28 protein-coding genes are annotated in these 24,683 nt (G+C 65.1%); 13 read left to right on the forward strand and 15 right to left on the reverse strand.

Annotation, left to right across the window (positions count from 1 at the left end; translation table 11 throughout):
- Positions 1-14 precede the first annotated feature (14 nt).
- Entirely contained in the window at positions 15-866 is an 852-nt protein-coding gene (locus H3H36_RS05975) for an FKBP-type peptidyl-prolyl cis-trans isomerase (RefSeq protein WP_182215165.1), read from the forward strand.
- Between the two features lie 76 nt (positions 867-942).
- Here H3H36_RS05975 and H3H36_RS05980 read toward each other — a convergent pair whose 3' ends face one another.
- The 3 genes from H3H36_RS05980 to H3H36_RS05990 form a co-directional block, all read right to left on the reverse strand.
- Positions 943-2,598, reverse strand: a complete 1,656-nt coding sequence (locus tag H3H36_RS05980; RefSeq protein WP_182215167.1) for a methyl-accepting chemotaxis protein — start codon at positions 2,596-2,598, stop codon at positions 943-945.
- Between the two features lie 103 nt (positions 2,599-2,701).
- On the reverse strand, positions 2,702-3,154 hold the full coding sequence (locus tag H3H36_RS05985) for a GNAT family N-acetyltransferase (protein WP_182215170.1): 453 nt from the start codon (positions 3,152-3,154) through the stop codon (positions 2,702-2,704).
- Positions 3,155-3,254: 100 nt separating this feature from the next.
- Complete coding sequence (locus tag H3H36_RS05990; RefSeq protein WP_182215172.1) at positions 3,255-3,680, reverse strand: organic hydroperoxide resistance protein; 426 nt, start codon at positions 3,678-3,680, stop codon at positions 3,255-3,257.
- 271 nt (positions 3,681-3,951) lie between these two features.
- On the opposite strand from H3H36_RS05990, the gene H3H36_RS05995 reads away from it, so the two are divergent.
- Together H3H36_RS05995 and H3H36_RS06000 are read left to right on the forward strand one after the other, a co-directional pair.
- Positions 3,952-4,317 carry a toxin-antitoxin system TumE family protein gene (locus H3H36_RS05995; protein ID WP_182215175.1) on the forward strand — a complete coding sequence of 122 codons (366 nt, stop codon included), beginning with the start codon at positions 3,952-3,954 and terminating at the stop codon, positions 4,315-4,317.
- Positions 4,314-4,664 carry an HVO_A0114 family putative DNA-binding protein gene (locus H3H36_RS06000; protein WP_182215177.1) on the forward strand — a complete coding sequence of 117 codons (351 nt, stop codon included), beginning with the start codon at positions 4,314-4,316 and terminating at the stop codon, positions 4,662-4,664. Before H3H36_RS05995 ends, H3H36_RS06000 begins: the two co-directional genes overlap by 4 nt.
- Positions 4,665-4,670: 6 nt before the next feature.
- On the opposite strand, the gene H3H36_RS06005 is transcribed toward H3H36_RS06000, so the two are convergent.
- The 7 genes from H3H36_RS06005 to H3H36_RS06035 form a co-directional block, all read right to left on the reverse strand.
- Positions 4,671-5,714, reverse strand: a complete 1,044-nt coding sequence (locus H3H36_RS06005; protein ID WP_182215180.1) for a histone deacetylase family protein — start codon at positions 5,712-5,714, stop codon at positions 4,671-4,673.
- Positions 5,715-5,718: 4 nt separating this feature from the next.
- Positions 5,719-7,317, reverse strand: coding sequence for a glutamate--cysteine ligase (gshA, locus tag H3H36_RS06010; RefSeq protein ID WP_182215183.1), 1,599 nt, complete (start codon positions 7,315-7,317; stop codon positions 5,719-5,721).
- Positions 7,318-7,512: 195 nt separating this feature from the next.
- Positions 7,513-8,355, reverse strand: a complete 843-nt coding sequence (gene prmC, locus H3H36_RS06015) for a peptide chain release factor N(5)-glutamine methyltransferase (protein WP_182215186.1) — start codon at positions 8,353-8,355, stop codon at positions 7,513-7,515.
- Positions 8,352-8,834 carry a disulfide bond formation protein B gene (locus H3H36_RS06020; RefSeq protein ID WP_182215189.1) on the reverse strand — a complete coding sequence of 161 codons (483 nt, stop codon included), beginning with the start codon at positions 8,832-8,834 and terminating at the stop codon, positions 8,352-8,354. Before H3H36_RS06020 ends, prmC begins: the two co-directional genes overlap by 4 nt.
- 123 nt (positions 8,835-8,957) lie before the next feature.
- Positions 8,958-10,034 (reverse strand): peptide chain release factor 1, encoded by a 1,077-nt coding sequence (gene prfA, locus H3H36_RS06025; RefSeq protein WP_182215191.1) that lies wholly within the window; start codon positions 10,032-10,034, stop codon positions 8,958-8,960.
- 90 nt (positions 10,035-10,124) lie between these two features.
- Entirely contained in the window at positions 10,125-11,399 is a 1,275-nt protein-coding gene (gene hemA, locus H3H36_RS06030) for a glutamyl-tRNA reductase (protein ID WP_182160774.1), read from the reverse strand.
- 135 nt (positions 11,400-11,534) lie between these two features.
- Positions 11,535-12,224: a response regulator transcription factor gene (locus H3H36_RS06035; RefSeq protein WP_182215193.1), complete on the reverse strand. Its 690-nt coding sequence runs from the start codon at positions 12,222-12,224 to the stop codon at positions 11,535-11,537.
- A gap of 240 nt (positions 12,225-12,464) precedes the next feature.
- Here H3H36_RS06035 and H3H36_RS06040 point away from each other — a divergent pair, with 240 nt between their 5' ends.
- Positions 12,465-12,977, forward strand: coding sequence for a hypothetical protein (locus tag H3H36_RS06040; RefSeq protein WP_182215195.1), 513 nt, complete (start codon positions 12,465-12,467; stop codon positions 12,975-12,977).
- A gap of 5 nt (positions 12,978-12,982) precedes the next feature.
- On the opposite strand, the gene minE is transcribed toward H3H36_RS06040, so the two are convergent.
- Genes minE through minC form a run of 3 tightly spaced genes read right to left on the reverse strand, consistent with a single transcriptional unit; the run spans position 12,983 to position 14,859 of the window.
- On the reverse strand, positions 12,983-13,234 hold the full coding sequence (gene minE / locus H3H36_RS06045) for a cell division topological specificity factor MinE (protein ID WP_173594320.1): 252 nt from the start codon (positions 13,232-13,234) through the stop codon (positions 12,983-12,985).
- A gap of 1 nt (position 13,235) precedes the next feature.
- Positions 13,236-14,051 (reverse strand): septum site-determining protein MinD, encoded by an 816-nt coding sequence (minD, locus tag H3H36_RS06050; RefSeq protein WP_182160771.1) that lies wholly within the window; start codon positions 14,049-14,051, stop codon positions 13,236-13,238.
- A gap of 28 nt (positions 14,052-14,079) precedes the next feature.
- A complete protein-coding gene (gene minC, locus H3H36_RS06055; RefSeq protein ID WP_182215197.1) occupies positions 14,080-14,859 on the reverse strand; it encodes a septum site-determining protein MinC in 780 nt (259 codons plus the stop codon).
- A 279-nt stretch (positions 14,860-15,138) separates the two neighbouring features.
- Between minC and H3H36_RS06060 the strand changes: the two genes are divergently transcribed.
- Entirely contained in the window at positions 15,139-15,462 is a 324-nt protein-coding gene (locus H3H36_RS06060; protein ID WP_182215199.1) for a type II toxin-antitoxin system TacA family antitoxin, read from the forward strand.
- Positions 15,410-15,910 (forward strand): GNAT family N-acetyltransferase, encoded by a 501-nt coding sequence (locus H3H36_RS06065; protein ID WP_182215201.1) that lies wholly within the window; start codon positions 15,410-15,412, stop codon positions 15,908-15,910. The genes H3H36_RS06060 and H3H36_RS06065 overlap by 53 nt, the downstream gene beginning before the upstream one ends.
- Positions 15,911-16,004: 94 nt before the next feature.
- Here H3H36_RS06065 and metE read toward each other — a convergent pair whose 3' ends face one another.
- Positions 16,005-18,329, reverse strand: coding sequence for a 5-methyltetrahydropteroyltriglutamate--homocysteine S-methyltransferase (metE, locus tag H3H36_RS06070; RefSeq protein ID WP_182215203.1), 2,325 nt, complete (start codon positions 18,327-18,329; stop codon positions 16,005-16,007).
- Positions 18,330-18,438: 109 nt separating this feature from the next.
- Between metE and H3H36_RS06075 the strand changes: the two genes are divergently transcribed.
- The 7 genes from H3H36_RS06075 to H3H36_RS06105 all read left to right on the forward strand — a co-directional run bounded on the left by H3H36_RS06075 (position 18,439) and on the right by H3H36_RS06105 (position 23,933).
- Positions 18,439-19,347: a LysR family transcriptional regulator gene (locus H3H36_RS06075; RefSeq protein WP_182215205.1), complete on the forward strand. Its 909-nt coding sequence runs from the start codon at positions 18,439-18,441 to the stop codon at positions 19,345-19,347.
- A 113-nt stretch (positions 19,348-19,460) separates the two neighbouring features.
- Positions 19,461-19,667, forward strand: a complete 207-nt coding sequence (locus tag H3H36_RS06080; protein WP_182215207.1) for a hypothetical protein — start codon at positions 19,461-19,463, stop codon at positions 19,665-19,667.
- A 174-nt stretch (positions 19,668-19,841) separates the two neighbouring features.
- Positions 19,842-21,020 (forward strand): acetyl-CoA C-acetyltransferase, encoded by a 1,179-nt coding sequence (locus H3H36_RS06085; RefSeq protein ID WP_182160766.1) that lies wholly within the window; start codon positions 19,842-19,844, stop codon positions 21,018-21,020.
- A 92-nt stretch (positions 21,021-21,112) separates the two neighbouring features.
- The gene (gene phbB / locus H3H36_RS06090) at positions 21,113-21,853 is read left to right on the forward strand and encodes an acetoacetyl-CoA reductase (RefSeq protein WP_182215209.1); all 741 of its coding nucleotides are present in this window, start codon (positions 21,113-21,115) and stop codon (positions 21,851-21,853) included.
- Between the two features lie 113 nt (positions 21,854-21,966).
- Positions 21,967-22,920 carry a prolyl aminopeptidase gene (pip, locus tag H3H36_RS06095; RefSeq protein WP_182215211.1) on the forward strand — a complete coding sequence of 318 codons (954 nt, stop codon included), beginning with the start codon at positions 21,967-21,969 and terminating at the stop codon, positions 22,918-22,920.
- Positions 22,921-22,983: 63 nt separating this feature from the next.
- The gene (locus H3H36_RS06100) at positions 22,984-23,427 is read left to right on the forward strand and encodes a DUF2721 domain-containing protein (RefSeq protein ID WP_182215213.1); all 444 of its coding nucleotides are present in this window, start codon (positions 22,984-22,986) and stop codon (positions 23,425-23,427) included.
- Positions 23,428-23,480: 53 nt separating this feature from the next.
- A complete protein-coding gene (locus tag H3H36_RS06105; RefSeq protein WP_182160762.1) occupies positions 23,481-23,933 on the forward strand; it encodes a hypothetical protein in 453 nt (150 codons plus the stop codon).
- 48 nt (positions 23,934-23,981) lie between these two features.
- On the opposite strand, the gene H3H36_RS06110 is transcribed toward H3H36_RS06105, so the two are convergent.
- A complete protein-coding gene (locus H3H36_RS06110) occupies positions 23,982-24,551 on the reverse strand; it encodes an SRPBCC family protein (protein ID WP_311196587.1) in 570 nt (189 codons plus the stop codon).
- Positions 24,552-24,683: the final 132 nt, after the last annotated feature.

A 24,683-nucleotide genomic window follows, 5' to 3' on the forward strand; every position in this document is an offset into this window, starting at 1 on the left:
ACACAAAGGTAACCATGAAATCGAAGTTCCCATTTATCGCTGCCGTCGCCGTCGCGCTGACGCTGACGGCTTGCGGCGGCGGTTCCGGCACCACCACCGCCACCACGCCGACCGTGACCCAGCCCGCGTTCCAGAAGGCCGACACCGTGACCGGCACCGGCACCGAAGCGGCCAACAACGACCTGCTGGTGGTCAGCTACACGGGCTGGCTGTACGACGCTTCCAAGTCCGATTTCAAGGGCGCCAAGATCGACAGTTCGGTCGACCGCAACGCGCCGATTGCTTTCACGCTGGGCACTGGCCAGGTGCTGGCCGGCTGGGACCAGGGCATCCTGGGCATGAAGGTGGGCGGCAAGCGTACGCTGGTCATTCCTGCCTCGATGGCTTATGGCGCCAACGCCAAGACGGCCGCCCCTGCCGTGGGCAGCGTCACTTACGCCGCCATTCCCGCCAATTCGGCACTGGTGTATGACGTAGAACTGGTGAGTGTGGCCAAGGCCACCGCGCCGGTCTATGTGGCGCCGCCGACCTCGCTCGAGAGCGTGGATACGACGGTGGGCACGGGCGCCACCGCTGCCACCGGCAAGACCTTGACGGTCAAGTACACGGGCTACCTGTATGACGGCACCCGCGTCGATTTCAAAGGCAACGTGTTCGACAGCACCGACCTGCAAGGCAAGCTGTTTGACTTTGTCCTCGGTGGCAACGTGATCGCGGGCTGGAACCAAGGCATCGTGGGGATGAATGTCGGCGGCAAGCGCACGCTGACCATTCCGCCTGGCCTGGGGTATGGTGCGAAGGCGGTCGGTTCGATTCCCGCCAATTCCACCCTGATTTTTGACATCGAACTGGTTGCAGTGAAATAAATCCCATACCGCGCCTCGCGCGGACAGACGACCAGGGCGGCCCGCGAGGCCGCCCTTTTTTTCGCCGCCGCGTGCCTCACGCCACGGCGGTCCGCTCCCGGTCCAGCTTGAAGAAGGCCATCGACTCCTGCAGCGCCTCGGCCTGCGAACTCATCTCCTCCGCCGTGGCGGCCAGTTGTTCGGCGTTGGCCGCGTTCTGCTGCGTGGTCTGGTTTTGCTGCGACACGGCGTGGCTGATCTGGGTCGCGCCATGCGCCTGTTCCTCGGACGACGCCGTGATCTCGCGCACCAGCTCGGAGGTGCGCTTGATGTTGGGCACCATGGCGTCCAGCAGCCGGCCCGCCTGGTCGGCCAGCCGCACGCTGCCCGACGCCACCTGCTCGATCTCCTGCGCCGCCACCTGGCTGCGTTCGGCCAGCTTGCGCACCTCGGCCGCCACCACGGCGAAGCCCTTGCCGTGCGCGCCCGCGCGGGCCGCCTCGATGGCCGCGTTCAGCGCCAGCAGATTGGTCTGGTAGGCGATATCGTCGATGATGCCGATCTTCTGCGCGATCTGCTGCATGGCCGCCACCGTCTCCCGGACCACCGTGCCGCCCTCGGTGGCCTCGCGCGCCGCGTGGCTGGCGATGCCGTCGGTGACCTTGGCGTTGTCATTGTTCTGCGCGATCGAGGCCGACATCTGCTCGATGGCGGCGCTGGTCTGCTCCACGCCGGCCGCCTGTTCGCTGGCCGCCTGCGACAAGGCTTGCGCCGTGGCGCTGACCTGCTCCGACGCGCTCGACAGGGTGGCGGCGCTGCTGTTGACCTCGCGCGCCACCTGGGCCAGCTTGCGCACCATGCCCTGCATGGCGGCCAGCAGGCTGTGGCGGTCGTTGTGCCGCAACTGGATCTCCACCGTCAGGTCGCCATCGGCGATCTGCTGCACGATGCGCTTGGTGTCGGCCGGTTCGCCGCCCAGTTGCCCGATCAGGCTGCGGTAAATCAGGTATAGCGCCAGCACGGACGCGGCCAGCGAAAAGGCCAGCAAGCCCACCGTGGTGCGGAACGCCGACGCCGTGGCCGCTTCCGCGCGCGCCACCTCATCGCTCGTGCGCTGGTCGAGCATGGTCAGGAATTCGTTCACCGGCTTCATGATCCTGGCCTTGTTCTCGTGGTATGCGGCGTCGTGCGTGATGCGGCGCGCCAGCTCCAGGTCCGGCGCGCCTTTCTTCGTGTAGTGGCCGGCGCCATCGTCAAACAGGCCCTTGACGGCGTTCATGGCCACCGTCTCGGTGCGCACCAGGCCGTCCGAATTGGCTTGCGCCTCGGCCAGCTTGCCCAGTTCCTGGTCGGTGAAGCCGGCCTGCTTCATCAGCGTCAGCAGGGGGGCGGAGGTATCGCTGTCGGGCGTGGGCTTGCCCTGGCCGGCCGCGATGAAGTCCCAGTAGATGCGCTCGTAATGCTGGGGCCGTGGCTTCTTGCCGTTGCGGATGTCGAGGATGTCGAAATACTGCTGTTCGTAGGCAGGATTGGCCGTCACCACGTAGGTGCGGGCCAGCCGGGTCAGGTCGTCCGAGCTTTGGCGCAGCTCGTCGGCCAGCAGGTAGGAACGGTAGCGCGCGTCATGGGCCCGGTTCGATGCATCCTGCGCCTTGATCACCTGCAGCAGGCCGTAGAACGTGACGCCGGACAGCAGCGCCAGAAAAACCAGAAAATATAAAATCGTCTTCTTGATGCTCAGCGCTCGCTTCATGTGACCCCCAGTGATGATCTGGCTGTCACTGTGCCCCACTTTGGGGCGGGCAAGCCATCAACTGGTTGATCTTTTGGGGCCGCAACAACGGCGGCGCTGTCGTTCAGCGCACCATGTCGATGTGCAGGATGCCGTCCTCGTCATACGGTGCGGTGACGGCCTTGAAACCGAGGCTGCCGTAGAACTGCTCCAGCCGGGCCTGGGCGCCGATGCGGAAGCGGTGGCCCGGATGCAGCTGCTCGGCCAGCCGTATGCCCTGTTCCACCAGCTGGCGGCCGATGCCGCCGCCGCGCGCCGCCTGCGTCGTCAGCACGCGGCCCAGCGACATTTCCTCGTACTTGGCGCCGGGCGCCAGGCAGCGCAGGTAGGCCACCAGCTCGCGCTTGCCGTCGGCCGTGCGCCAGCCCAGCAGGTGATGGGCGGCCAGGTCGTAGCCATCGATGTCGGGATACAGGCATTGCTGCTCCAGCACGAACACTTGCTGGCGCTGGTACAGCACTTGATACAGGTCCGCGCCGGGAATATCGTTGAATGCCAGCCATTGCCACTCGATCATGTGTGCCTCGTTCGTTGGGGAAGACGACGATTGTACGGCAGCGTGGCGATTCCGGCAGGGAAGGGCCCGCACGGCCGGGCGGGCCGTGCGGCGCAGGCGATTACACCAGCGTCAGCGTGACGTCGATGTTGCCGCGCGTGGCGTTCGAGTACGGGCACACGACGTGGGCGGCCGCCACCAACTTCTCGGCTTGCGCGCGCTCCAGGCCCGGCAGCGAGATTTTCAGTTCCACTTCGATGCCGAAGCCTGTCTCGATGGCGCCGATACCCACCGTGCCTTCCACCGACACATCGGCCGGCACGGCGATCTTGTCGCGCCCGCCCACGAATTTCAGCGCGCCGATGAAGCAGGCCGAATAGCCGGCCGCGAACAGTTGCTCCGGGTTGGTGCCCACGGCGCCGGCGCCGCCCAGTTCCTTGGGCGTGGTCAGTTTGACGTCCAGCACGCCGTCCGACGATACGGCGCGGCCCTCGCGGCCCCCGGTGGCTTTGGCGTTGGCACGGTACAGAACTTGTTTGATCGACATGATGATTTCCTTTTTGAGAGAGTATTGGTGTTAGCGATTAAATCGCGCGCAATTTAATTCAAGTGTCCAGGCGCTACGTGGGACCGCCCGCTGGCGTGATCTAGCGCATCGCCATGGAAAGACTATAAATCGCGCGCTATTAAATAGCAAGCGATTTTAAATGCAAGTTCGGACGCGGGTGCTTCTGTCTTGAAATTGATGTATATCGAATGCTGGGTGTTTGCCCCTCGTCACGGTCCCGTTGAGTATCAGCAGATGATATAGTTATGAAATGAAGGGCGACCCCGCCATCGATACCTTGTTGGATCTGCATGGCGCAATTCTTGACCAGGAAGGCGGCTACTGGGTCAAGATTGAGGCCTGGCGGGTAGCGGCTTCGCACGCTGTACCACATGGCATTCGTTATTCGCTGACGCTGCATGAACCCTATGGAAAGCGTATTCTTGGCGACGACAACGCCCATGCGGTGAAACCGCCCAGGAAGTTCAAGTATGCTGGACGTATCTTGGCGTTTGACCACAAGCACCGGCATATCGCGGACCATGGGGTGCCATATGAGTTCAAGGATGCACAGCAACTGGTCGAAGATTTCTTTGCCGACGTCGACCGGGTGTTGCAGGAGGTACGAAAACGATGAAACCGATAGTGATCGGCATTTTGCCGCAAGAGCGGATACGTGCGCGCGTACTGGCGATCGCCAATGGCAGCTATAAGCCAAAGCCGGGCGAACCTAAAGTCTGGTTCACTTCGATGAAATCGTTGGCTGAAGTATTGAGTGACGACAACCGCGCCTTGCTGCATGTCATCCTGGAAACCAAGCCGGAATCCATCTCGGCACTGGCGCAGGTGACGGGGCGCAAGCCCGGCAATTTATCGCGCACGCTGAAGACCATGTCCAATTACGGCATTGTGGAGCTGCGGCGCGAGCGTAATCAAGTACGTCCAGTCGCCAAGGCGACGGAGTTTCATATCGTCGCCCAGTGAACGCGCCTACAACGCCGTCTCGAACCCTTCCAGCACATTGACCACGTTCACCCCCAGTTCCTTGACGGCGTAGCCGCCCTCGAAGATGAAGGCCGTGGGCAGGCCCAGCCAGGCCAGCCGCTCGCCCACCCGCAGGTAGTCGGCGCTGTGCAGCGCGAAGCGCGACAGCGGGTCGCCGGCGAAGGTATCCACCCCCAGCGACACCACCAGCGCGTCGGCGCCAAAGCTGCCCAGGCGGATGCAGGCCGTCTCCAGCGCGGCCAGCCAGGCCGTGGCCGTGGTGCCGGCCGGTAGCGGCAGGTTCAGGTTGTAGCCCAGGCCCGCGCCTTCGCCCCGTTCGTCGGCATGGCCCAGGTAGAACGGGAATTCGTCGCGCGGATCGGCGTGCAGCGAGATGAACAGCACGTCGTCGCGCTGGTAGAAGATGCTCTGGGTGCCGTTGCCGTGGTGGTAGTCCAGGTCCAGGATGGCGACCTTGCGGGCGCCATCGTCGAGCATGTGCTGGGCCGCCAGCGCGGCGTTGTTGAGGAAGCAGTAGCCGCCGTAGAAGTCGGCGCCCGCGTGGTGGCCGGGCGGACGGCTCAGCACGAAGGCGCTGCGCTCGCCGAGGCGCAGCGCGTGGGCCGCGTTGACGGCGCAGTCGGCGCCCGTCTTGGCCGCGCTCCAGGTGCCGGCCGTGAGCGGGGTGCCGCTGTCCATCGAATACAGGCCCAGCCTGGCGCAGAAGTTGTCCGGCTCCACGTCCGAGCGCAGCGTGCGCACCGGCCACACGGACGGGAACGCATCCTTGCTGGCGTTGGCCGGATCGAGCGCCACCCATTCGCTCCACGCGTTGCGCAAAAAGTGCAGGTAGCGCGGCGTGTGGATGCGTTCGAGCGACATCAGCGGCACGCCATGGGGCGTGACGATGCGGCCCAGGCCGCGCCGGCCCAGCTCGGCCAGCACGGCGTCGGCGCGGGCCGGCGTCTCGAAGCAGGGCACTTGCTGGCCACGGAAGAATTCGTGGCGCCCCTGGTGCTGGCTGTGCTGTTCGTTGTAGAAGGTCAGCAAGGCGTCAGTCGCAGTCCGGCGTGGAGTGGCACAGGTTGCTGGCGCGGTAGGCCGCCACGTAGTCGTCGAAATTGCCGGTCGAGGTGCGCTCCATCTCGGCCTGCTCGGCCAGCGAGGCGGCGGCCAGCTGGTCGAAATAGGCCGCCTCGGCCGCGGACGGCGCCGGGTTGCGGAAGTAGGCCGCGTGCCGCTGGCTTTGCGCCAGGCCGAACGCGCCGAACGAGCCGCCATGGTCGCGCAGCGCGGCCAGCACGCGGGCTGATGGCGTCAGGTCCGGGTCGGTCAGCTTGCGGGCCGCGTCGGCCAGCGCGGCCGCGTGCTCGCCGCCGCCGTGGCGCTGGTCCAGCAGGGCGGCCACGGGCGCCAGCCGTTCCAGCATCTGCCGGCCCCACTGCTGCAGGCTGATTTCGCCTTCGCTGTTGTTGAGCATGAGGCCGGGACGGCGGCCTTCCTTGACGGTGCGCGCGAAGTTGTCCGTGTAGCGCGCGCCATCCTGTTCCGAGATCGGGCCGCTTTCCTCGAGCGCGCAGAACAGCAGGAAGGTGTCGAGGAAACGGCCGGTTGGCAGGCTGATGCCCACCGGCTCGAACGGGTCCACGTCCATGCAGCGCACTTCGATGTATTGCACGCCACGCGAGCACAGCGCCTGGATCGGACGCTCGCCGGTGCGGATCACGCGCTTGGGACGGATGGTGGCGTAGTACTCGTTTTCGATCTGCAGCACGTTGGTGCTCAGCTGCACCCATTCGCCGTTCTGCTTGGTGCCCAGTTTGGCGTATGGTTCGTAGGGCTGGTTGACGGCCTTGGTCAGCGCGGCCACGTAGCTGTCCAGGCAGTTCTCGCGCGGCGACAGGCCGGACTGGGCGTCGTTCTGGTAACCGAGGTCGCTCATGCGCAGGCTGGTCGCGTAGGGCAGGTACAGCGTGTCGTCCGACAGGCGTTCCAGCTTGTGCGGGCGGCCGCGCAGGAAACTGCTCGACAGCGCCGGCGAGGCGCCGAACAGGTACATCAGCAGCCAGCTGTAGCGGCGGAAATTGCGGATCGTGGCCAGGTAGGCTTCCGACTGGTAGGCCATGGCGGACTGGCGCGCCGGCTTGCCTTCATGTTCGGCCAGCACGCGCCACAAGTCTTCGGAGAGCGAGTAGTTGTAGTGGATGCCGGCGATGCATTGCATGGCCTTGCCATAGCGCAGCGCCAGGCCGCGCCGGTACACGTGCTTGAGCATGCCCATGTTGGAGCTGCCGTACCAGGCGATGGCGATGTCTTCCTCGGCCGGCAACTGGCACGGCATCGACTCGCTCCACAGCAGTTCGTCGCCCAGCTTGCTGTAGGCGTAGCGGTGGATGCCGTCCAGCTTGACGAGCGTGGTGGCGATGTCGGCTTCGGCCGGCGTGATGAATTCGAGCAGCGTTTCCGCGTAATCCGTCGTGATCTGCGGATGCGTCAGGGCCGAGCCCAGCGCTTGCGGATGGGGCGTGCGGGCCAGGTGGCCGGTGGCGTCCACGCGCAGCGTTTCCCGTTCGATGCCGCGCAGGCCGGTCAGCACCGCCCGGTGCGTGTCCTGTCCCAGCAGGGCCAGGCGGCGTGTCAAGAGATTGGACAATTGGATCTTCCTTTCTGTGCAGCACACAATGATGGGTGCGAGAGTAACCGAAAACGGCAAACCGCGCCGGGGACCGCCAAAAGCGGCAGGCGCACCCTTGATCGGGACCGGGTCGCCGCACCGCCAGCACTGCAAAGATTGATGTTTATTTTATCAAAGCGCGGTCAGCGCGTTTTCAAATGCGCATGCGCCTGCTCAGGGCGCGCGCCCGCCCGTGACGCGCGCGATGCCGGCCAGGTCGGCCCAGCTCTGCACCTCGGTGTAGCCTTGAGCACGCAACAATTGTTGCACGGCCGCGGACTGGTCGTAGCCATGCTCCATCAGCAGCCAGCCTTGCGGCGCCAGGTGGCGCGCGGCGCCGGCCACGATGGTGCGCAACGCCGACAGCCCGTCCGCATGGTCGGTCAGCGCGCCGGCCGGTTCGAAGCGCAAATCGCCTTCGTCCAGGTGGCGGTCGCCGCTGGCGATGTAGGGCGGGTTGGACACGATCAGGTCGTAGCGTTCGTGCGCCAGCGCGCCAAACCAGTCGCTTTGCAGGAAGGTGACGCGGGCGCCGTTGGTGCTGGCGTTGCGGCGCGCCACGGCCAGCGCGTCGGCCGACACGTCGAGCGCCGTCACGGCCGCGTCGGGCCGGCTGTGGGCCAGCGCGACGGCGATGGCGCCGCTGCCGGTGCCCATGTCGAGCACGCTGCCTTGCGGCGGCAAGCGTTCCAGCGCCAGTTCCACCAGCAGTTCCGTCTCCGGCCGGGGAATCAGCACGGCCGGGCTCACTTCAAACGGCAGGCCGAAGAATTCGCGCTGGCCGGTGAGGTAGGCCACCGGCTCGCCAGCGAGCCGGCGCTGCACCAGTGTGGCCAGCCGCTGCGCCTCGTCTGGCGTCAGCGCCCGCTCCGATTGCGTGATCAGGCTCACGCGCGACAGGCCCAGCGCGTGGCACAGCAGGATGCGGCGGTCGACCGCGTCCAGCAGCGGCAGCCGCTGCAGTTCGGCCAGCGTGATGCCGGGCCGGATCGCGGCCCGGATGTCAGCCGTGCTCATGCGCGGCGGCGGCGCAGTTGCTGCCACAGCAGCCAGCCCAGCGCGATGGCGAATAGGCCGAACCACAGGAACGACCATTGCGGAATCGACAGGCCGAACCACGGCGCCAGCGCGTCCTCGCACAGGCCGTCGGCGCGGAAGATGGAGGGCAGGTATTCGGCCAGGAAAATCTTGTTGAGCGCCGTTTCCATCGGGTCGATGCCGCACGACAGGCCCGGATGGGCCAGCACCCACAAGTGCTTGCCGGCCGTGCCCAGGCCGCCCAGCGCGCTGGCCAGGCCCAGGCCCGCGCCCAGCATGGTCTTGCCGGACCACGCACCGAGCAGGCAGCTGAAGGCGACGCCCAGGAACAGGTAGCGCTGGATCACGCACAGCGGGCAGGGCAGCATGTCCAGCCCGTGTTGCAGGTAGAGGGCGACCCCGATCAGGCCGAAGCAGGCGATGGCGATGGACAGCAGCAGCGTGCGCGTAGAAATCATGTGGCGGTTCCGTTCCGGTTGGTTGTCTTGGCCGCAGGGTCGTGGCGCCGCGCGGCGCGCTTATTCTCGCATAAAGTATTGCGGGCAGTGGCGGCCGGGGCCGCCTGCTTGACCTGCTTGACTTTACTCACCGAGCGCGGCCAGCTGCTCGGCCTGGTGCTCGGCGGCCAGCGCGTTGGTCAGCTCCGTCAGGTCGCCGTCCATGATGAAGTCCAGCTTGTACAGCGTGAGGTTGATGCGGTGGTCCGTCATGCGGCCCTGCGGGAAGTTGTAGGTGCGGATGCGTTCGCTGCGGTCGCCCGAACCGATCAGGCTCTTGCGGGTGGCCGCCTCCTTCGATTGCTGCTCGCGCAGTTGCACGTCCTTGATGCGGGCCGCCAGCACCTTCATGGCCTGCGCCTTGTTCTTGTGCTGGCTGCGGTCGTCCTGGCACTCGACCACGATGCCGGTCGGCAGGTGGGTCAGGCGCACGGCCGAATCGGTCTTGTTGATGTGCTGGCCGCCGGCGCCGGAGGCGCGGAAGGTGTCGATGCGCAGGTCGGCCGGGTTGATGTTGACGTCCTCCACCTCGTCGGCCTCCGGCATCACGGCCACCGTGCAGGCCGAGGTGTGGATGCGGCCCTGGGTTTCCGTGGCCGGCACGCGCTGCACGCGGTGGCCGCCCGATTCGAACTTGAGCTTGGAATACACGCCATGGCCGATCAGGCGCACGATCACTTCGCGGTAGCCGCCCAGGTCGGACGGCGACTCGGACACCATCTCCACCTGCCAGCGGTTGCGCTCGGCGAAGCGGGTGTACATGCGCAGCAGGTCGCCGGCGAACAGGGCCGACTCGTCGCCGCCGGTGCCGGCGCGGATTTCCAGGAAGATGTTGCGGTCGTCATTGGCGTCCTTGGGCAGCAGCATCTTCTGCAGTTCCAGTTCCAGCTGCGCCATGCGCGCCTTGGCCGCCTCGATCTCGTCCTGGGCGAACTCCTTCATGTCGGGGTCGGCCAGCATCTCCTGGGCCGCCGCGATGTCGCCGTTGGCCTTCTGGTAGTCGTGGTACAGCGCCACCAGCGGGCCGAGCTCCGCGTGTTCGCGCGTCATCTTGCGGTAGCTGTCCATGTTGGCGGTGGCGCCTTCGGACATCAGCAGTTCGTCGAGTTCGGCCAGGCGGTTGGCCAGTTGGTCCAGCTTGGCCAGCATTGATGGTTTCATAGCGTATGCATCTCAAGAAATTCGGGGAGGGACCGGCACGGGGCCGGTGGTCGCGGCCGCAGGGCCGGACGGGGCGGCGCGGCAAGGCCGCTAACGGCGGCCGCGGAACAGCTGGGGCAGCAGCGTGGCGAGCTGGGCCCGCTCGTCGCCCTGGGCGCGGTGCAGCGCCTGCTGCGGCCCGTGCATGAACTTGGCCGTCAGCCCCTTGGACAGGGCTTCCAGCACGGCGTCGATATCCTCGCCCTTGGCCAGCATCTTGCGCGCGCGCTCCAGTTCCAGCTGGCGCAGCGCTTCGCCGCTTTCATGCAGGCTCTGGATCACGGGCACCACGGCGCGGTCGTCGATCCAGTGCATGAAGGACTGGACCCGGGTTTCGATGATGGCTTCGGCCTGGGCCACGGCCGCCTGGCGGTTTTCCAGGCCCGTCTGCACCACCTTGCCCAGGTCGTCCACCGTGTACAGGAACACGTCGTTCAGGCGCGCCACTTCCGGTTCGATGTCGCGCGGCACGGCCAGGTCGACCATGAAGATGGGCTTGTGGCGGCGCGCCTTGATGGCCCGTTCCACCAGTCCCAGTCCGATCAGCGGCAGCGACGAGGCGGTGCAGGAAATGATGATGTCGTACTGGTGCAGCTTGTCGGGCAGTTCGGCCAGCCGGATCGCCTTGCCGCCGAAGCGGTGGGCCAGCACTTCACCGCGTTCCAGCGTGCGGTTGGCGATGGTGATGCTTTTCGGATTCTGGGCCGCGAAGTGGGTGGCGCACAGCTCGATCATCTCGCCGGCGCCGATGAACAGCACGTGCTGCTCGGCCACCTTGTCGAAGATGCGCTGCGACAGCCGCACGGCGGCGGCCGCCATCGACACGCTGTGGGCGCCGATCTCGGTGGTGCTGCGCACTTCCTTGGCGACGGAAAAACTGCGCTGGAACAGCTGGTGCAGATAGGTGCCCAGGCCGCCGGCCTCGTCGGCCGTGCGGATCGCGTCCTTGATCTGGCCCAGGATCTGGGTTTCACCGAGCACCATCGAGTCGAGCCCGGAGGCGACCCGGAACGTGTGGCGCACGGCGTCGTGCTGGGGCAGCATGTACAGGTGCGGCCGCAGTTCGCTGTAGTTGAGCTGGTGGAAGTCGGCCAGGAAGTGGGCGCCCGCGTCGAGCGGATTGGGCGCCGGGCTGGCCGCGTACAGTTCCGTGCGGTTGCAGGTCGACAGGATGGCTGCCTCGTCCGTGCCGCTCGGCGCCAGCCGGTCGAACCAGGCGCGCGCCGCCACCACGGCCTGCCCCAACTGGTCAGGCGCGAACGCCAGCCGTTCGCGCAAGGCGACCGGCGCGGTGTTGTGGTTGAGGCCGACGGCAAGCAGTTGCATTTCGGAGCGGGACGATTGATTGTTAGCCGACATTATAGCGTGTTGTGTCCGTATTCCGCCCGGGGGGCGCCCCTGTCATCCGGAGGAGCTTGATCTACGCACTATAGGCTAGCCGCCAGCGAGCGGCGTGCCGGCTCAGGCGCCCAGCTTTTCCAGCCGGTAGCCGTAGCTGTACACGGGCACCAGGCGGTAACCGTTTTCCGGCTTCAGTTGCAGCTTGTTGCGCACGCGCGAGACGTGGGTATCCATGGTGCGCGAGGGCACATCCGTTTCCCGTATCCACACGGCTTCGTGGATGTAGGCGCGCGACAGGGGGCGGCCGATGTTGCGGAAAAATAACAACGCGAGGTAGAACTCCTTGTGCGTGACGTCCAGCACGATGCCATCCTTGAGCAGGCGGCCGGGCCGGGTCTCGAACGTGTATTGTCCGAACTGCAATTGTTCGGCCCCGTTCTGGGACGGGTAGGCGCGCCGCAGCAGCGCCTGCACCCGCGCCACCAGCTCGCTGCGCCGCAGCGGCTTGATCATGTAGTCGTCGGCGCCGGCGGCCAGGCCGGCCACGATGTCATCCTCGCCCGAGGTGGTGGTGAGGAACAGCACGGGGGCGTTGTCGGGCAGCTTCTCGCGCGCGCGGCGCATGACTTCGGTGCCGCTCAGGTCGGCCACCTGCCAGTCCATGATGAGCATATCGTAACTGTCCTTGCGCAAGTGATTGAGCAGCTCGCGGCTGGTCTGAAAACTGTGGCAGGCGTGACCGGCGGAAGTGAGAACCTGGCAGATCAGATCGGCCTGGCTGCGGTCGTTGTCAAGTACGGCGATTCGCATGGTTGTGCAGGGTGTGATGGGGCGGCGGCGCCATCGTTGGCCACCCGTCAATAAATGTTAAGGAGAAGTCACATTGAATATAACAGAGATTTACAAAAATAGTTAGTAAAAAAGCTAAATATTTCCGATTGGATATAACTATTTTCAGTTCGCGCGCCTCCTGCACGATTACACGGTACACTTACATCACCCTGATTTCAATATGCAACATGGCGTGAAGCAAGTCCGCAGGAGGGCGTAATGGCGAGCAACAATGAGTCGGAATGGGTGCTGGTGCCCGGTTCGGCGCGCGACATCGCGGCTGTGCGCGAGCGTTGCCGGCGCCTGGTGCGGCGGCGCGCCGTGTGGTCGGCCGGCATGGCGGCCGTGCCGATTCCGGGCGTGGACGTGGTGACGGACTTGCGCCTGTTCGCGCTGCTGATCGAGGATGTGAACCAGGAATTCGGCCTCTCCGCCGAACAGATCGCCCGCTTGCAGCCGCAATGGCGCATGCTGGCCTACGAGGCGGCCATGGGCGCCGGCGGCATGCTGGTGGGAAAAATTGTCACACGTGACCTGGTGACGGCCGTGCTGCGCCGCAGCGGCGGCAAGCTGCTGGCACGCCAGGCGGGCAAGCTGGTGCCCATCGCCGGCCAGCTGGCCTCGGCCGCGATCGGCTTCGCCGTGTTCCGCCAGCTCGGCTACCAGCACGTGGAAGCGTGCGCCGAGGTGGCGCAGCAACTGCTGGCGGGCCGCATGGCGGCCGCCAACTGAGGGGATTACGCGTCCGGCAACACCACGTTCACGTCCAGCACCTCCAGGTTGCCCTGGCGGTCCAGCGAGATCTTGATGTCGTCCGCGTTGACCTTGGTGTATTTCGAAATCACCTCGATCAGTTCCCGGTGCAGGGCCGGCAGGAAGTCGGGCCCGCCGCGGCCGTTGCGCTCGCGCGCGATAATGATCTGCAACCGTTCCTTGGCCGCCGACGCGGTCTTGGGTTTGGACGGAAACAGGAAGGAAAGCAGAGCCATGTCACTTGCCCCCAAAAATGCGCTGCAGCAGGCCGGGCTTTTCGTAGGTGGTGAAGCGCAGCGGCATTTGCTGGCCGAGGAAGCGCGATACCACGTCTTCGTAGGCTTCCGCCACGTCCGTGCCCTTGAAGTGGATGGCCGGATTGCCCTGGTTGGAAGCATGCAGCACCGACTCCGACTCGGGAATGATGCCGATCAGGGGGATGCGCAGGATTTCCTGCACGTCCTCGTGCGACAGCATCTCGTCCGCCTCCACCCGCTTCGGTGAATAGCGCGTGATCAACAGGTGTTCCTTGACCGGCTCGCCGCCCGTCTGGGCGCGGCGCGACTTGGCCTGGAGGATGCCCAGGATGCGGTCCGAATCGCGTACGGACGACACTTCCGGGTTGGTGACGATGATCGCCTCGTCGGCGAAAGTCAGCGCCATCAGCGCGCCGTGCTCGATGCCGGCCGGCGAATCGCAGATGATGTACTCGAAGCCCATGTTGATGAGCTCGTTGAGCACGCGTTCCACGCCATCTTCCGACAGCGCATCCTTGTCGCGCGTTTGCGACGCGGGCAGGATGAACAGGTTGTCGCAGTGCTTGTCCTTGATCAGGGCCTGGGTCAGCGACGCTTCCTGGTTGATCACGTTGATCAGGTCGTAGACCACGCGCCGTTCGCAGCCCATGATCAGGTCCAGGTTACGCAGGCCCACGTCGAAGTCGATCACGGCCGTCTTGTGGCCGCGCTGGGCCAGCCCCGTGGAGAAGCTGGCGCTGGAAGTCGTCTTACCGACACCGCCCTTACCGGACGTTACAACAATAATTCTTGCCACAAATAATCCTTTTCAGAGAGCCCAGTGCTTAAGCGCGGGATACGGAGTTGACAGGTAGTATATCGATTCGGTCGCCCACCAGGCGAATTTGCGCTGGCACGCGGGAAAACTCGGCCGGGAAACCGTCCTCGAAGGTGCGGTACACGCCGGCGATGGAGAGCAATTCCGGTGCCATGGCCATGGCGAAGATGCGGGCGTCGGCATTGCCGGAAGCGCCCGCCAGCGCGCGCCCGTTCAGGGTGTTGTAGACGTGGATGCTGCCGTCGGCGATGAGCTCGGCGCCATTGTTGACGACGGCCGTGACGATCAGGTCGCAGCCGCGCGCGTAGATGCGCTGGCCGGCGCGCACCGGGGTGTCGATGATCAGGGTGCCGGGGCTGACGACGGCCGTGGCCGGGGCCGCCACCGGGGCGGGCGCGGGCTTGGGCGCGGCCGGCGCGGGCGCCGGTGCCACGGCCGCTGGCGCTTCCGCCTCCTTGCGCGGCTTGGCAGCCGTTTCCAGGCTCAGGCCATGGGCCAGGATGGCGGCCGCCATCTCGGGCGGCGCGTTGCGCACGGCCACGGGATTGAGCCGGTATTTCTTGAGCAGGGCGATGATGGCGTCCCAGTCGATGGCCTCGCCGCCGGGCGGCAGCGCGCCGATGTCGATCACGGTCAGGTCATCTTCGAAAAAGTCGGCCGAGCCGCCCGTCATGTCGTTGAGCGCCGCGCCCAGGGCGATGCGGTCCGCGGTGGACAGAATGGCGGACACGGCGACCACGGTGGAAATCTTGATTTCGATAGGCTTCTGGAACAGGCTGTTGGACATGGGCGACAGGGTAAGAGTTAGCCCGCGCGCATGCGCAAGCGCACACATTTTACTGTGGAAAGCCCGGAAATGGGAGGGTGCGCACAACATCAAAGCGGCTGATGGTGCGGCTTGCGCGCCGGTTTTCGTCGTGCGGCCTGCGGCCGGCGGGAGCTGGCGACATTGCAACATTCGCTATCGATAGGCGCGCGTGGTGTCAATCTGGCACCGGCTGCCTTACAATGGACTTGCCTGCGGCGGGCGAGCGTGGGGCGATGTCTAACAAATCTGGAGTTTGAAATGAGTGCAACGCAAGAAAGAGGGCGAATCACCGCGCGCGTTTCAAGTGCGGTGGCTGAACTATTGCATGAAGCGGCGGATTTGGCTGGGACGACGATGAATAACTTTGTCGTACAAGCGGCGCTGAAGGAGGCGCACCGGGTCATCGATCGGGAAAAAGCGATACACATATCGAAAGATGACGCTGCCATGTTACTCGAGCTGCTCGATAACCCGCCCGCGCCCAACGCGGCCCTGACACGTGCGTTCGAACGCTACATGAAGGAAAAATATGGCGAAGAAAATCGTAGCGCTGGACAAGACGCACGACACGAAAGCGTTTGATTGCGGCAATGCGGACTTGAATCGCTGGTTTCGGGATATCGCCATGCAACACCAAAAAGGCGGCATGTCCAGGACTTTCGTCCATCCCGATGAACGGGACGCCACGCAGGTGGCAGGATTTTTCAGCATGGCCATGCGGAGCCTGGTTCGGAAAGAAGACCTGCCGGAAGCAATGCAGAAGAAATTGCCTCGCCATGTACCGGGCTATACCCTGGCGCGATTGGCGGTGGCCAAAGAGCATCAAGGCCAGGGATTGGGCACCTATCTGCTGCTGGAAGCGATGGAGCGCGCGCAGCGCGCTGCCGAGAACGTGGGCGGGTTCGCGCTCTTCGTTGACGCCAAGGAAGGTGCCGCGTCGTTCTATGCACAGTACGGGTTCAAGGCATTGCCTTCCGACCCTGATACGCTGGTGTTGCCCATCGCCGCGATGCCAAAGTTTCCGGCATAGGAGCCGAGAGGGGGATTCGAACCCCCCGATAGGTTATTAACCTGTCACCAGTCAGCCGGGCTATGGTGCGCGGGATGGGCAACCCCGCCGGCAACTATAGTGCTGCTTGCTCCTCACGCAACAGCCGGGCGGCGGCCACCATGTTGCGCAGGGCCGCTTCCGTTTCCTCCCAGCCGCGCGTCTTCAGGCCGCAGTCGGGGTTGACCCACAGTTGGTCGGGCGCGATCACCGAGCTGGCCTTGCGCAGCAGGCGCACCATCTGTTGCGTGTCCGGCACGCGCGGCGAGTGGATGTCATACACGCCGGGGCCGATCTCGTTGGGGTACTGGAACTGGCCGAAGCCGGCCAGCAGCTCCATGTCCGAGCGGCTGGTCTCGATCGTGATCACGTCCGCGTCCATGGCCGCGATCTGGGGCAGGATGTCGTTGAACTCGGCATAGCACATGTGGGTGTGGATCTGGGTATGGTCCGCCGCCACGGCCGCCGTCAGGCGGAACGCGCCCGTGGCCCAGTCCAGGTAGTCGTCCCAGCGGGCGCGCCGCAGCGGCAAGCCTTCGCGCAGGGCCGGTTCGTCGATCTGGATGATGGCGATGCCGGCCTGTTCCAGGTCCGCCACTTCGTCGCGGATGGCCAGCGCGATCTGGCGCGCCGTGGTGGCGCGCGGCTGGTCGTCGCGCACGAACGACCATTGCAGGATGGTCACCGGCCCCGTCAGCATGCCTTTCATCGGGCGCTTCGTCAGGCGCTGGGCGTGCGCGGTCCAGGCCACCGTCATCGGCTGGGGCCGGGCCACGTCGCCATAGATCAGCGGCGGCTTGACGCAGCGCGAGCCGTACGATTGCACCCAGCCATGTTGGGTGAAGGCAAAACCGTCCAGCTGTTCGCCGAAATACTCGACCATGTCGTTGCGCTCGGCTTCGCCATGCACCAGCACGTCCAGGCCCAGCAGTTCCTGGCGGTGCACGGCGTCGGCGATCTGCGCCAGCATGGTGCGTTCGTAGCCGGCCGCGTCCAGCTCGCCGCGCTTGTGGGCCGCGCGCGCGGCGCGGATCTCGGCCGTCTGCGGGAAGGAGCCGATGGTGGTGGTGGGGAAGGCGGGCAGGCCCAGCCGTTCGCGCTGCACGGCCTGGCGCTGCGGGAACGGCTTGGCACGGCGGTCCTGTTCTGGTGTCAGGCTGGCCAGGCGGGCTGCCACGGCGGTGTTGTGAACGCGCGGGCTGGCGCGGCGGCTGGCCACGGCGGCCCGCGCCGCCGCCAGCGCGCCGGTAGTGTCGGCGCCGGCCAGGGTGGCGCGCAGCACGGCCAGTTCAGCCAGCTTTTCCGTGGCGAACGCCAGCCAGGAACGGATCTCCGGGTCCAGTTGGGTTTCCTGTTCCAGGCTGAATGGCACGTGCAGCAGCGAGCACGAGGTGGACAGCCACAGTGGGCCGGTGCGCTTGTCGCGCAGCGGGCGCAGCACGGCCAGCGCCGCGTCGAGGTCGGTACGCCACACGTTGCGGCCATCGACGATGCCGACCGACAGCACCTTGTGGCCGGGCAGCCAGTCGGCCACGCTGGTCAGTTCGTGGGCGGCGCGCACGCCGTCCACGTGCAGGCCAGCGACAGGCAGGCGGCAGGCCAGGCCCAGGTTTTCCTCGAGCGGCGAGAAATAGGTGGCCAGCAGCAGCGGCGCGCCGGCCTGGCTCAGCTGCCAGTAAGCCGGTTCGAAGGCGTTGCGCCAGGCGGACGGCAAGTCCAGGCCCAGCATGGGTTCGTCGAGCTGGACCCAGTCCACGCCCGCGTGCTTCAGTTGCGCCAGCAGCGCGCCATACACCGGCAGCAGCTGGTCCAGCAGGCCCAGGCGGTCGAAACCGGATGCCCCTTTTTCCTTGCCCAGCCACAGGAAGGTGAGCGGGCCCAGCAGCACGGCCTTGACCGGATGGCCCAGCGCACGCGCTTCCGCCACTTCCGCCAGCAAGCGCTCGGCGTGCAGCGAAAATGCCGTATCCCCCGCGAATTCGGGCACTAAGTAGTGGTAATTGGTGTCAAACCACTTGGTCATCTCCAGTGCCGCGCCGTGCTGGCAGGCGTGGCCGTGGCCGCAATCGGCATGGGCGGCGTGCCCTGTGTCGCCGCGCGCCATGGCGAAGTAGCGCTGCAATGCGTCCTGCTGCGGCGTGAAGCCGAAGCGGGCCGGTTCGCAGCCGAGCAGCTGGATGTGGTTGGCCACGTGGTCGTAAAACGCGAAATCGCCCACGGTCACGTGGTCCAGCCCGGCTTCGCGCTGCAAGGCCCAGTGCCGGGCGCGCAGCGCGCGGCCCGTTTGTTCCAGTGCGGAGGCCGGCAGTTCGCCGCGCCAGTGGCGTTCGAGCGCCGTCTTGAGTTCGCGCGCCGAGCCGATGCGGGGGAAGCCGGGAATGTGAATTTGTATGTTTGTCATGTTTTGTCATCTACATTTCATAAAGGTGCGATAAAGTGTGCGGCATTCCGGTCTATAATCAAAACGAAAGATTTTGCGGCTTCACATGAAAAAGTTTCATATATAGACCATGCTCGAAATTCGCCACCTCCGAACCTTGAGCGCCTTGCGCTCCGCGGGCAGCCTGGTGCGTGCAGCCCAGCTGTTGAACCTCACGCAATCGGCGCTGTCGCACCAGATCAAGCTGCTGGAAGACCGCTACGGCGGGCCCTTGTTCGAGCGCAAGTCGGTGCCGATCGGCTTCACGGCCACGGGCGCGCGCCTGCTCAAGCTGGCCGATCTGTTGCTGCCGGAGATAGAACAGGCCGAGCGCGACGTGGCCCGCCTGTCCCAGGGCGACCAGGGCCAGCTGCGCGTGGCGCTCGAATGCCATACCTGCTTTGACTGGCTGATGCCGGTGATGGATGAATTCCGCCAGCGCTGGCCGGATGTGGAGATCGACCTGGTGTCGGGTTTCCATAGCGAGCCGGCCGAGCTGCTGCGCAGCGGCGCGGCCGACCTCGTGATCGGTTCCGACTACAGCAGCGAGTTCGCCACCTTCCCCCTGTTCCGCTTCGAGATCCTGGTGGTGATGGCGCAGAAGCACCGGCTGCAGGGCGCGCGCCGGCTGGCCGCCGCCGACTTCGAGGGCGAGACCCTGATCACCTATCCGGTGCCCGAGGAGCGCATCGACCTGATCCGCGAAGTGCTGCGCCCGGCCGGCATCCATTTCGAACGCCGCACGGCCGAATTGACGGTGGCCATCCTGCAACTGGTGGCCAGCCGCCGCGGCGTGGCGGCCTTGCCCAACTGGGCCATCAAGAATTACGTCGATTACGACTATGTGATCGCCAAGCCCGTGGGTGAGCTGGGCTTGTGGAGTGACCTGTTCGTGTCCGTACCCGAGGCCTTGCGGCAGAAAGCCTACGTGTTGGACTTCGTCAATGTGATACGGGAGCAGTGCGCGGCCAGCCTCGATGGTATCAAATTATTATCGTGACAAATATGCATCCGTTCTTCAGAATGATTAAGTAGCTTTGATACAGATCAACGCTCACGCGCGCTCGCCGCATACGATGTGGGGCTCGGGTCGACAGAGGAAAAAAGGTCATCATGTTTGATATTGCACAACAATGTACACAGGCAGGCACCGAATTGATGCAGGCGCAGCTGGCCGCGCTGCGCGCCTACACGGAAGCGATGCTGGACGGCGGCATGCTGTGCGCAGAGCGCCACGCCGACGTAGTCCGCACCACGCTGGCCACTGGCACGGTTGCTGCTAAGCAGATTATGTGGGCGCCAGTTGATTCCGAGCGCTAGAACCGGGCGCCGCCGTCGGCGTTGTCGGCGTATTATCGAACAGCCGGCTTGTCGATATGACATGCACGACACAACGTGGCAATGGAATTTGTAATTGAGCAACCAGTTGCTTGATGGAGTCTTGAAGTTTGTGGCATAACTAAGCCGGTTCCCACCGGCGCATTGGAGAAACACATGGAAGATGTAGTTATCGTGGCCGCAGGCCGCACCGCAGTCGGCAAGTTCGGTGGCAGTCTGGCGAAAATCCCCGCCTCGGAATTGGGCGCGCACGTGATCAAGGGCTTGCTGGCCAAGACCGGCATTGCGCCAGAATTGATCAGCGAAGCTATCCTGGGACAAGTGTTGACGGCCGCCGTCGGCCAGAATCCGGCCCGCCAGGCCGTGATCAAGGCCGGCCTGCCCAACAGCGTGCCGGCCTACACCATCAACAAGGTGTGCGGCAGCGGCCTGAAGGCCACCCACCTGGCGGCCCAGGCCATCAAGTGCGGCGACGCCAGCATCATCATCGCCGGCGGCCAGGAGAACATGAGCGCCGCACCGCACGCCATGAACGGCTCGCGCGACGGTTTCCGCATGGGCGACTTCAAGATGGTCGACACCATGATCGTGGACGGCCTGTGGGACGTCTACAACCAGTACCACATGGGCATCACGGCCGAGAACGTGGCCAAGAAATACGAGATTTCGCGCGCCGAGCAGGACGAGTTCGCGCTGCAGTCGCAACTGAAGGCGGAAGCGGCGCAAAAGGCCGGCAAGTTCAAGGATGAAATCCTGCCGCTGGAAATCGCCCAGAAAAAGGGCACCATCGTGTTCGACAACGATGAATACGTGAAGCCCGGCTCCACCCTCGAATCGCTGCAGGGCCTGCGCCCCGCGTTCGCCAAGGATGGCACGGTCACGGCCGGCAACGCCTCCGGCATCAACGACGGCGCCGCGGCCGTCATCATGATGCCGGCCTCGCAAGCCAAGTCGCTGGGCCTGACCCCGCTGGCGCGCGTGAAAGCCTACGCCTCGTCCGGCATCGACCCGTCCGTGATGGGCATGGGCCCCGTGTCGGCCGCCCGCCTGTGCCTGAAGAAGGCCGGCTGGACGCCGCAGGACCTGGACCTGATGGAAATTAACGAAGCATTCGCGGCCCAGGCCATCGCCGTCAACAAGGAAATGGGCTGGGACACCAGCAAGATCAACGTCAACGGTGGCGCGATCGCCATCGGCCACCCGATCGGCGCTTCCGGCGCCCGCATCCTGGTCACGCTGCTGCACGAGATGGTGCGGCGCGACGCCAAGAAGGGCCTGGCTTCGCTGTGCATCGGCGGCGGCATGGGCGTGGCGCTGGCGGTCGAGCGCGAATAAGCGACGCGGCCAATCAACGGTAAGCAGTGCGCGGCCCGCTCAGCTGGCGGGCAACGATTTTATTGTAGTTGTTGAAAACGAGGGGACGAAAAATGGCAAGAGTTGCATTAGTAACGGGCGGCATGGGTGGTCTGGGCGAAGCGGTTTGTTTCAAGCTGGCGGCGCTGGGCTACACCGTCGTGACAACGTATTCCCCTGGCAATACCAAAGTCAATGACTGGCTGGCCACCACCCGTGACCAGGGCTTCAACTTCAAGGCGTATCCATGCGACGTGGCCGATTACGATTCGGCGGCAGCGTGCGTGGCAGCCATCACCAAGGATATCGGTCCGGTGGATGTGCTGGTCAACAACGCGGGTATCACGCGCGACATGACGTTCAAGAAGATGGACAAGACCAACTGGGACGCCGTCATGGCCACCAACCTGGACTCCGTGTTCAACATGACCAAGCCCGTGTGCGACGGCATGGTGGAGCGCGGCTGGGGCCGTATCATCAACATTTCCTCCGTCAACGGCCAGAAGGGCGCGTTCGGCCAGACCAACTATGCGGCCGCCAAGGCCGGCATGCACGGCTTCACCAAGTCGCTGGCGCTGGAAGTGGCGCGCAAGGGCGTGACGGTCAACACCATTTCGCCGGGCTACATCGGCACCAAGATGGTGATGGAGATCCCGCAGGACGTGCTGGACACCAAGATCATTCCGCAAATTCCGATGGCCCGCCTGGGCAAGCCGGAAGAAGTGGCCGGCCTGGTGGCCTACCTGTCGTCGGACGAAGCGGCTTTCGTCACCGGCGCCAACATCGCCATCAACGGCGGCCAGCACATGTCCTGATCGCTGCTGTTCGCGCACCAAAAAAGCGCTGCCCTCGGGCGGCGCTTTTTTTATGGGCGGCGGGCTCAAGTACAATGCGGTATCACCCGTCCCGCTCATGCAAAGGAGTCGCCATGCCCGATACGTCGCCCCTGTTCCCGCCCATCACGCCGCGCCGCCAGGGCATGCTGCCCGTCGATGACCTGCACACGATTTACTGGGAAGAAGTGGGCAATCCGGATGGCATGCCGGTGATCTTCCTGCACGGCGGCCCGGGCGCCGGCCTGTCGCCGCAGCACCGCCGCTTCTTCGATCCCGACCATTACCGCGTGATCCTGTTCGACCAGCGCGGCGCCGGCAAGTCGACCCCGCTCGGCGAATGCCAGGCCAACACCACCCAGTTGCTGGTGGAGGACATCGAACGGCTGCGCGAGCTGTTCGGCATCAGCCAGTGGCTGGTGTTCGGCGGTTCGTGGGGTTCCACGCTGGCGCTGGCCTACGGCCAGGCGCACCCGGAGCGCTGCCTGGGCTTCGTGTTGCGCGGCATCTTCCTGTGCACCCAGGCCGAGATCGACTGGTTCATCCACGGCGTGCAGTGGTTCTATCCCGAGCTGTACGAGGAATTCATTGCGCCGATTCCGCTGGCCGAGCGCAGCAACCTGCTGCAAGCGTACGTGGACCGCATCATGAGCGACGACCCCGACGTCTACTGGCCGGCCGTGCGCGCGTGGAGCCGCTTCGAGGGCCGCCGCGTGTTCCTGCTGCCGCAGCCGGACGAAGCGTCATCCGACGCGCTGGACCTGGGTGTGGGCCGGCTCGAATCGCACTACATGGCCAACCTGGGCTTCTTCACGGACGACCAGCTGATCCGCGACATGGGCCGCATCGCCCACCTGCCGGCCGTGATCGTGCAGGGCCGCTATGACGTGATCTGCCCGCCGCTGTCGGCGCACCGCCTGCATGGCGCCTGGCCCGGCGCCGTGCTGAAGATGATCGCGGACGCCGGCCACGGCGCGCTGGAGCAGGGCATCGCGCGCGCGCTGGTGGCGGCCACCGAGCAGTTCCGCCGCCATGGGCGTTTTGAATAAGCAGGCCGCCTGCTACACTACCGCCTGCGCCACAACCAGCATCGAGGAACCATCATCGCTCTCATGAACATACAGATCGGCGACATCGGCCACATCATCCAGCTGTCCATCGCCCCCGTCTTCCTGCTGACGGGCGTGGGCACCTTCCTGACGGTGCTGATCAACCGCCTGGCCCGCATCATCGACCGTTCGCGGGTGCTGGAGGACCGGCTGGACGTGGGTTATAACGATGCCTACCTCGATGAACTCGATACCCTGTACCGGCGCTCGCACCTGATCAACGTGTCGATCACGCTGTCCACCTCGTGCGCCTTGCTGATCTGCCTGATCATCGCCATGTTGTTCCTGGACGATATCACCAACCTGCCGCTCGATAAGTACATCGCCGGCATGTTCGTGCTGGCCATGGTGTGTCTGGTCGGCAGCCTGGTGTCGTTCCTGCGCGAGATCTTTATCGCCTCGGCGGCCATGCGTTCCCACCGCCACGTGCGCCAGCCGGTAAAATAAGCACCGTCGTCCGGCGCCCGCCGCCACCTCTTTTGACCGAATCGAATACCATCATGCACGATTATCAACGCCCCCCCACCCTGTACCGCTACGGCGTGCGCGAAGACCTGGAGCTGGCCCTGCGCCAGGGGCAATTCGTGCTGCGCCCCGCGTCGAACTGCCTGACGCTGAGCTTTTCCCAGGTATGGGACGGCAAGCTGTTCGAGCAGTTCAACGCCGACAGCTGCCTGATCATCCACAACACGGAAGAATTCGGCGAGCGCGTGCACCGCGCCGTGCAGCGCGCGCTGCCCAGCTGGGCCGGCATCGACGGCGCCGTGGAATACGGCACCCGCGCCGCCCTGGGCGCGGCCTTCACCAAGACGGCGGCCGAGGCCGATGAGCACGAATGGCTGTTCGCGTGGCGCGCCATGCAAAGCCAGCTCAGTCTCAATCCCATCCTGATCAAGATCGGCAGCCTGGAGAATTTCGCCGAGCTGCGCGACCGCGATACCTACCTGGCGTAATCCCGGCGGCGCGGCCGGTGACGCCGGCCGCCGCCACGGGCGTGTTGTTCAGTCGCGCTTGCTGTCGAGCCGCGTGAGCACGGCCGCCATCATGCGTTCGATATCGTGGCGGATGATCTTCGCCCCCAGGATGCCTGGCACGTAGAAGTTGGGCACCAGCCGCCCCGTGTAGATCACCTTGGTGCCGCCCGTTTCCGGCACGGGCACCAGTTCCCAGTGTGATTCATAGTGCTTCATGTCGCCCGAGATGAGGGCGATGTCGATCGACGTCGTCGGCTGCTCGGTGGCGCGCACGATCAGGTGGATGGACTTGGACATGAACAGGAAGCGGGCCGTGCCGAACTGTTCAATGATGACTTCATTGCCATTGCGGGCCAACACCCTGCATGACTCCAGGTCCGGCACGAATTCGACCATCCGTTCATAGTCCGTCAGGATGCGCCACACGGTGGCGGGCGAGGCCTGCACCGTGCCGGCCGCGTTCACTTCGAACAGGTGCAGCACATCGAGCTCCACCCGGTTCACCGACACTTCCAGCTTGGGTAGTTCAAGCCTGGGTGTTTGCGCCATGGCGGGGGCGGTCACACCGAGCATCAGGAACAGAAGGAATCGCATCATCTTTCCAGCGTAAGGGAAAGGGTGGCAGAATACAAGAGTGGTACGTTCTGGTTACAAATCGGCAGCCGCGTCGCGCCGCCTTGGCGAGTCGCCCAGGCGACTCGCCAAGGCGACTCGTTTAGAACCACGGGT

The sequence above is a fragment of the Rugamonas fusca genome (assembly GCF_014042365.1).
In the GTDB taxonomy this organism is placed as follows: domain Bacteria; phylum Pseudomonadota; class Gammaproteobacteria; order Burkholderiales; family Burkholderiaceae_D; genus Rugamonas; species Rugamonas fusca.

Excerpts from the sequence above, each read along its gene's own strand:
- H3H36_RS05975 (WP_182215165.1), top strand. The coding sequence starts at position 15 with ATGAAATCGAAGTTCCCATTTATCGCTGCCGTCGCCGTCGCGCTGACG.
- H3H36_RS05980 (WP_182215167.1), bottom strand. The coding sequence starts at position 2,598 with ATGAAGCGAGCGCTGAGCATCAAGAAGACGATTTTATATTTTCTGGTT.
- H3H36_RS05985 (WP_182215170.1), bottom strand. The coding sequence starts at position 3,154 with ATGATCGAGTGGCAATGGCTGGCATTCAACGATATTCCCGGCGCGGAC.
- H3H36_RS05990 (WP_182215172.1), bottom strand. The coding sequence starts at position 3,680 with ATGTCGATCAAACAAGTTCTGTACCGTGCCAACGCCAAAGCCACCGGG.
- H3H36_RS05995 (WP_182215175.1), top strand. The coding sequence starts at position 3,952 with ATGAAGGGCGACCCCGCCATCGATACCTTGTTGGATCTGCATGGCGCA.
- H3H36_RS06000 (WP_182215177.1), top strand. The coding sequence starts at position 4,314 with ATGAAACCGATAGTGATCGGCATTTTGCCGCAAGAGCGGATACGTGCG.
- prmC (WP_182215186.1), bottom strand. The coding sequence starts at position 8,355 with ATGAGCACGGCTGACATCCGGGCCGCGATCCGGCCCGGCATCACGCTG.
- H3H36_RS06020 (WP_182215189.1), bottom strand. The coding sequence starts at position 8,834 with ATGATTTCTACGCGCACGCTGCTGCTGTCCATCGCCATCGCCTGCTTC.
- prfA (WP_182215191.1), bottom strand. The coding sequence starts at position 10,034 with ATGAAACCATCAATGCTGGCCAAGCTGGACCAACTGGCCAACCGCCTG.
- hemA (WP_182160774.1), bottom strand. The coding sequence starts at position 11,399 with ATGCAACTGCTTGCCGTCGGCCTCAACCACAACACCGCGCCGGTCGCC.
- H3H36_RS06035 (WP_182215193.1), bottom strand. The coding sequence starts at position 12,224 with ATGCGAATCGCCGTACTTGACAACGACCGCAGCCAGGCCGATCTGATC.
- H3H36_RS06040 (WP_182215195.1), top strand. The coding sequence starts at position 12,465 with ATGGCGAGCAACAATGAGTCGGAATGGGTGCTGGTGCCCGGTTCGGCG.
- minE (WP_173594320.1), bottom strand. The coding sequence starts at position 13,234 with ATGGCTCTGCTTTCCTTCCTGTTTCCGTCCAAACCCAAGACCGCGTCG.
- minC (WP_182215197.1), bottom strand. The coding sequence starts at position 14,859 with ATGTCCAACAGCCTGTTCCAGAAGCCTATCGAAATCAAGATTTCCACC.
- H3H36_RS06060 (WP_182215199.1), top strand. The coding sequence starts at position 15,139 with ATGAGTGCAACGCAAGAAAGAGGGCGAATCACCGCGCGCGTTTCAAGT.
- H3H36_RS06065 (WP_182215201.1), top strand. The coding sequence starts at position 15,410 with ATGGCGAAGAAAATCGTAGCGCTGGACAAGACGCACGACACGAAAGCG.
- metE (WP_182215203.1), bottom strand. The coding sequence starts at position 18,329 with ATGACAAACATACAAATTCACATTCCCGGCTTCCCCCGCATCGGCTCG.
- H3H36_RS06075 (WP_182215205.1), top strand. The coding sequence starts at position 18,439 with ATGCTCGAAATTCGCCACCTCCGAACCTTGAGCGCCTTGCGCTCCGCG.
- H3H36_RS06080 (WP_182215207.1), top strand. The coding sequence starts at position 19,461 with ATGTTTGATATTGCACAACAATGTACACAGGCAGGCACCGAATTGATG.
- H3H36_RS06085 (WP_182160766.1), top strand. The coding sequence starts at position 19,842 with ATGGAAGATGTAGTTATCGTGGCCGCAGGCCGCACCGCAGTCGGCAAG.
- phbB (WP_182215209.1), top strand. The coding sequence starts at position 21,113 with ATGGCAAGAGTTGCATTAGTAACGGGCGGCATGGGTGGTCTGGGCGAA.
- pip (WP_182215211.1), top strand. The coding sequence starts at position 21,967 with ATGCCCGATACGTCGCCCCTGTTCCCGCCCATCACGCCGCGCCGCCAG.
- H3H36_RS06100 (WP_182215213.1), top strand. The coding sequence starts at position 22,984 with ATGAACATACAGATCGGCGACATCGGCCACATCATCCAGCTGTCCATC.
- H3H36_RS06105 (WP_182160762.1), top strand. The coding sequence starts at position 23,481 with ATGCACGATTATCAACGCCCCCCCACCCTGTACCGCTACGGCGTGCGC.
- H3H36_RS06110 (WP_311196587.1), bottom strand. The coding sequence starts at position 24,551 with ATGATGCGATTCCTTCTGTTCCTGATGCTCGGTGTGACCGCCCCCGCC.